The 6001-nt window shown below is 70.2% G+C and carries 3 protein-coding genes and 2 pseudogenes; 2 read left to right on the forward strand and 3 right to left on the reverse strand.

The window, feature by feature from the left end; translation table 11 throughout:
* Positions 1-1435: pseudogene (locus G6O69_RS41770) on the reverse strand (hypothetical protein); the annotation flags it as partial.
* Positions 1436-1594: 159 nt separating this feature from the next.
* Here G6O69_RS41770 and G6O69_RS37485 point away from each other — a divergent pair.
* Positions 1595-2656 carry a glycoside hydrolase family 3 N-terminal domain-containing protein gene (locus G6O69_RS37485; RefSeq protein WP_275943160.1) on the forward strand — a complete coding sequence of 354 codons (1062 nt, stop codon included), beginning with the start codon at positions 1595-1597 and terminating at the stop codon, positions 2654-2656.
* 612 nt (positions 2657-3268) lie between these two features.
* Here the strand turns inward: G6O69_RS37485 and nagZ are convergent.
* Positions 3269-4186: a beta-N-acetylhexosaminidase gene (gene nagZ, locus G6O69_RS37490; protein WP_346017166.1), complete on the reverse strand. Its 918-nt coding sequence runs from the start codon at positions 4184-4186 to the stop codon at positions 3269-3271.
* A gap of 2 nt (positions 4187-4188) precedes the next feature.
* Positions 4189-4386 carry a hypothetical protein gene (locus tag G6O69_RS41110; RefSeq protein ID WP_255216830.1) on the reverse strand — a complete coding sequence of 66 codons (198 nt, stop codon included), beginning with the start codon at positions 4384-4386 and terminating at the stop codon, positions 4189-4191.
* A gap of 159 nt (positions 4387-4545) precedes the next feature.
* Between G6O69_RS41110 and G6O69_RS41775 the strand changes: the two are divergent.
* Positions 4546-6001 (forward strand): annotated as a pseudogene (locus G6O69_RS41775) (hypothetical protein); the annotation flags it as partial.

Here is a 6001-nt window from a genome sequence, read left to right on the forward strand (position 1 = left end):
GGGTCAGCAGCCAGCCGCGGCGCTGGACCAGCGAGTAGGCGTAGTTCTCGAGGCCGCTGTCGCCGTCGTCGTCGTAGCCGCCGTTGCCCAGGGACACGCCGGCGTGGGACAGGCCGCTGGGGTCGACCTCGGAGTCGACGGTGGCGTTGCCGCCCAGGCCGTCGCCGATGCCGGGGGTGCCGATGGCGCGATCGAGGGTCTGCCAGCGGAACCAGGACTTGAAGCCGTAGTTGACCACGGGCAGGCCGCTCGACAGCTTGCGCTGGAGCATGCCGGGGTCGTCGCGGCGCTCGAGGAAGATGCTGAACTGGCGGACGTCGTCGTACTTCTCGGCCGAGAAGGCCTGGGCGACGAGGTTGCCCGAGTCCCACTCGGCGCCGAGCAGCTGGGCCGTGGTCGGGCCACTGGACGCCCAGTCGTAGCTCACGCCGAAGGTCAGGGCGTTGCGCTTGTCGGGGCCGAAGTCGAAGGTCAGCTTGACCGAGTCGACGGAGTCACCGTAGTCGGTGTCGACCATGCGCACGATGTCGGCGTGCTCGCCGCGATCGTAGCCGTTGCCGTCGTTATAGAAGATGCCCATACCCCAGTGGTTGGGCATGCGGCCGGCCTCGAGGTCATGCCGAAGCCGAAGCGAATCTCGCCCCAGGCGCGCTTGACCGTGATGCTGTCGGTCAGCGAGTTCACGCCCTGGGTGGGCGCGGCCATCGAGCGGGTGAACAGGCTGACGGGCGCCCAGGGGTTCTCGGCGGCGAAGCCCTGGGGGTGCTGCCGAGCACCAGTTGTCGAGCAGGTCGACCTGGGCGTGGACCTTGACCGTGTCGGTGACGTGGATCGTGGGCTCGAGGCGCAGGCGGAGGTTGGCGCTCGAGGTGCCGCGGCGACGGGCGCAGCGCTGGCTGATCTTCGTCGCGCTCACTCCGGCGGAGCTCAGCTGCTGGTAGCAGCTGGCGTCGTTGGACGAGAGGTCGCCCTCGTCGTTGAGCTCGGCGGTCTCGGCCGGAGGGATGAAGAACTTGTTGGTCTCGGTGTCGAGATCGTCGTAGTCGAGGTTGAGGTCCAGGCGGTGGAAGTAGTCCGCGCGCATGCGGAAGTAGCCGTGGAGCTCGAAGAGCTGGACCTTGCGCCGACCCTCGGGCTGCGCCGGGACCGGGACGACCGGGGCGAGGGCGCCCTTGTCCTTGGGCGCGGCCTCGGCCGGGCCGTCTTCACTGTCGCCGCCGCCGGGCGGGCCGCCTGGGCCACCCGGGCCGGCTTGGCCGCCGGGCATGGCACCCGAGCCGGTCCCCCCCATCGGCGGGGCGGCCCAGGCCGTCGCCGAGAGGCCCAATCCGAGGCCCAATCCAAGGCCAGTTGCGACGCCGAGGCCGAGGGTCGATCCCAAGATCGGACCCAAGACAGAGGTCGCGAAGCACAGTGGTCGCCGAGGAGTGGGCATGAAAGCGGGGCACGATAGCCAGCGTCCGATGACCCGTCAACGCCGGGCCTGGAGCTCGTTTAGAGGCTTTAGGTGCAAATTGCGCCAGGATTGGGGGCGCCCTGGGGGTGCGCGATCGCGGCAGCGCACGCGGCCCTCGGCTTGGCGTACCCTGGCCCGATGAGCGCCCAGTGGCACCCCGGCCAGCTGCTCTTCGTCGGCTTCCCGGGTCGCACGATCCCCCCAGACCTCGCGGCCTGCATCCGCGAAGGTCGCGTCGGCGGGGTGATCTTGTTCAAGCGCAACGTCGGCGAGCCCAGCGAGGTCCGCGAGCTGGTCCGTGAGCTCCACGCGCTGGCCCCCGCGGACGCGCCGCTGACCGTGGCCGTGGACCAGGAGGGCGGCCGGGTCCAACGCCTGCGAGATCCCTGGACCGAGTGGCCGCCGATGCGCGCCCTGGGCTCGCGCAGCGTGGCGGACACGGCCCGCTTCGCCGCGGCCATGGCCCTCGAGCTGCTCGACTGCGGCTTCGACCTCGACTTCGCGCCGGTGGTCGACGTCGACAGCAACCCCGACAACCCAGTGATCGGCGACCGCAGCTTCGCCCGCGACGCGGCTCGGGTCTCGGCTCACGCCACCGCCTTCATCCAGGCCATGCAGGGCAAAGGCCTGGCCGCCTGCGCCAAGCACTTCCCCGGTCACGGCGACACGGATCTCGACAGCCACCTCGCGCTGCCGCGCCTCGACCACGGCCGCGAGCGCCTCGATCGCGTCGAGCTCCCGCCCTTTCGCGCGGCGGTCGAAGCTGGCGTGGCCAGCGTGATGACGGCCCACGTGCTCTACCCGCGCCTCGACCCCAAGCGCCCGGCCACGCTCTCCCCCGAGGTCATGGGGTGCTGCGCGACGAGCTCGGCTACGACGGCCTGGTGCTCTCCGACGACATCGAGATGCGGGCCGTCGCGGATCACTTCTCCGTCGAGGCGCGCAGCCTCGGGCGCTGCGCGCAGGCGTCGACGTGATCTTGGCCTGCTCCGCGGCGGACCTGCGCGAAGAGGTGATCGCCAAGCTCGAGGCGGCCCCGGACGCGCTGGTCGAGGACGCGCTGCGTCGCGTGGTCGCGTTCAAGGCCCGCTTTCAGGCTCCGGCGGTCGTGCCCCTGAGCGAGCTCGGGCCGCCCTTTGCGAGCCACCGGGCCCTGGCCGAGTCCCTGCGGGTGCCGGCGAGCGAGGACCCGGGGACTGATCCAGCTGATCCAGCTGATCCAGCTGATCTAATCGATCCCACCGAGCGCGACTGAGCTGCGGCTCGTGCATCACGCGTCTTCGTGAGTGGTGGCGCGGCCCAGGTCGCGCGGCTGGTCGTCCGTTTTCGTGAGGATCTGTATCGCGCGTTTCGCTCGCAGACGCTTTGGATCACAGATCGGCTGTAGCGACTTCAAAACGAGATTTCGAGCGCTCACGAGGAGGCGCGCGCGTGGAGGGGGGCGACTTTGCCCCTCGTGTAATTAGATTGTGTTCGTGCTCTGGCGCCTCGTCAGCGCGATATCCTGGCCAGGCGAGACGAGCATGACGATGCGCCATCGTCATGCTCGTCTCGCCTGGCCAGGATATCGCGCTGACGAGGCGCCAGAGCACGAACACAATCTAATTACACGAGGGGCAAAGTCGCCCCCCTCCACGCGCGCGCCTCCTCGTGAGCGCTCGAAATCTCGTTTTGAAGTCGCTACAGCCGATCTGTGATCCAAAGCGTCTGCGAGCGAAACGCGCGATACAGATCCTCACGAAAACGGACGACCAGCCGCGCGACCTGGGCCGCGCCACCACTCACGAAGACGCGTGATGCACGAGCCGCAGCTCAGTCGCGCTCGGTGGGATCGATTAGATCAGCTGGATCAGCTGGATCAGCTGGATCAGTCCCCGGGTCCTCGCTCGCCGGCACCCGCAGGGACTCGGCCAGGGCCCGGTGGCTCGCAAAGGGCGGCCCGAGCTCGCTCAGGGGCACGACCGCCGGAGCCTGAAAGCGGGCCTTGAACGCGACCACGCGACGCAGCGCGTCCTCGACCAGCGCGTCCGGGGCCGCCTCGAGCTTGGCGATCACCTCTTCGCGCAGGTCCGCCGCGGAGCAGGCCAAGATCACGTCGACGCCTGCGCGCAGCGCCCCGAGGCTGCGCGCCTCGACGGAGAAGTGATCCGCGACGGCCCGCATCTCGATGTCGTCGGAGAGCACCAGGCCGTCGTAGCCGAGCTCGTCGCGCAGCACCCCCATGACCTCGGGGGAGAGCGTGGCCGGGCGCTTGGGGTCGAGGCGCGGGTAGAGCACGTGGGCCGTCATCACGCTGGCCACGCCAGCTTCGACCGCCGCGCGAAAGGGCGGGAGCTCGACGCGATCGAGGCGCTCGCGGCCGTGGTCGAGGCGCGGCAGCGCGAGGTGGCTGTCGAGATCCGTGTCGCCGTGACCGGGGAAGTGCTTGGCGCAGGCGGCCAGGCCTTTGCCCTGCATGGCCTGGATGAAGGCGGTGGCGTGAGCCGAGACCCGAGCCGCGTCGCGGGCGAAGCTGCGGTCGCCGATCACTGGGTTGTCGGGGTTGCTGTCGACGTCGACCACCGGCGCGAAGTCGAGGTCGAAGCCGCAGTCGAGCAGCTCGAGGGCCATGGCCGCGGCGAAGCGGGCCGTGTCCGCCACGCTGCGCGAGCCCAGGGCGCGCATCGGCGGCCACTCGGTCCAGGGATCTCGCAGGCGTTGGACCCGGCCGCCCTCCTGGTCCACGGCCACGGTCAGCGGCGCGTCCGCGGGGCCAGCGCGTGGAGCTCACGGACCAGCTCGCGGACCTCGCTGGGCTCGCCGACGTTGCGCTTGAACAAGATCACCCCGCCGACGCGACCTTCGCGGATGCAGGCCGCGAGGTCTGGGGGGATCGTGCGACCCGGGAAGCCGACGAAGAGCAGCTGGCCGGGGTGCCACTGGGCGCTCATCGGGCCAGGGTACGCCAAGCCGAGGGCCGCGTGCGCTGCCGCGATCGCGCACCCCCAGGGCGCCCCCAATCCTGGCGCAATTTGCACCTAAAGCCTCTAAACGAGCTCCAGGCCCGGCGTTGACGGGTCATCGGACGCTGGCTATCGTGCCCCGCTTTCATGCCCACTCCTCGGCGACCACTGTGCTTCGCGACCTCTGTCTTGGGTCCGATCTTGGGATCGACCCTCGGCCTCGGCGTCGCAACTGGCCTTGGATTGGGCCTCGGATTGGGCCTCTCGGCGACGGCCTGGGCCGCCCCGCCGATGGGGGGGACCGGCTCGGGTGCCATGCCCGGCGGCCAAGCCGGCCCGGGTGGCCCAGGCGGCCCGCCCGGCGGCGGCGACAGTGAAGACGGCCCGGCCGAGGCCGCGCCCAAGGACAAGGGCGCCCTCGCCCCGGTCGTCCCGGTCCCGGCGCAGCCCGAGGGTCGGCGCAAGGTCCAGCTCTTCGAGCTCCACGGCTACTTCCGCATGCGCGCGGACTACTTCCACCGCCTGGACCTCAACCTCGACTACGACGATCTCGACACCGAGACCAACAAGTTCTTCATCCCTCCGGCCGAGACCGCCGAGCTCAACGACGAGGGCGACCTCTCGTCCAACGACGCCAGCTGCTACCAGCAGCTGAGCTCCGCCGGAGTGAGCGCGACGAAGATCAGCCAGCGCTGCGCCCGTCGCCGCGGCACCTCGAGCGCCAACCTCCGCCTGCGCCTCGAGCCCACGATCCACGTCACCGACACGGTCAAGGTCCACGCCCAGGTCGACCTGCTCGACAACCTGGTGCTCGGCAGCACCCCCCAGGGCTTCGCCGCCGAGAACCCCTGGGCGCCCGTCAGCCTGTTCACCCGCTCGATGGCCGCGCCCACCCAGGGCGTGAACTCGCTGACCGACAGCATCACGGTCAAGCGCGCCTGGGGCGAGATTCGCTTCGGCTTCGGCATGACCCTCGAGGCCGGCCGCATGCCCAACCACTGGGGTATGGGCATCTTCTATAACGACGGCAACGGCTACGATCGCGGCGAGCACGCCGACATCGTGCGCATGGTCGACACCGACTACGGTGACTCCGTCGACTCGGTCAAGCTGACCTTCGACTTCGGCCCCGACAAGCGCAACGCCCTGACCTTCGGCGTGAGCTACGACTGGGCGTCCAGTGGCCCGACCACGGCCCAGCTGCTCGGCGCCGAGTGGGACTCGGGCAACCTCGTCGCCCAGGCCTTCTCGGCCGAGAAGTACGACGACGTCCGCCAGTTCAGCATCTTCCTCGAGCGCCGCGACGACCCCGGCATGCTCCAGCGCAAGCTGTCGAGCGGCCTGCCCGTGGTCAACTACGGCTTCAAGTCCTGGTTCCGCTGGCAGACCCTCGATCGCGCCATCGGCACCCCCGGCATCGGCGACGGCCTGGGCGGCAACGCCACCGTCGACTCCGAGGTCGACCCCAGCGGCCTGTCCCACGCCGGCGTGTCCCTGGGCAACGGCGGCTACGACGACGACGGCGACAGCGGCCTCGAGAACTACGCCTACTCGCTGGTCCAGCGCCGCGGCTGCTGCTGGCTGCTGACCCCCGACCTGTGGC

This window comes from Pseudenhygromyxa sp. WMMC2535, assembly GCF_011083025.2.

What these genes read in the sequence shown, in the direction of transcription:
- G6O69_RS41110 (WP_255216830.1), bottom strand. Translation starts at nt 4,386, where the DNA reads ATGAGCGCCCAGTGGCACCCCGGCCAGCTGCTCTTCGTCGGCTTCCCG.
- G6O69_RS37485 (WP_275943160.1), top strand. Translation starts at nt 1,595, where the DNA reads ATGAGCGCCCAGTGGCACCCCGGCCAGCTGCTCTTCGTCGGCTTCCCG.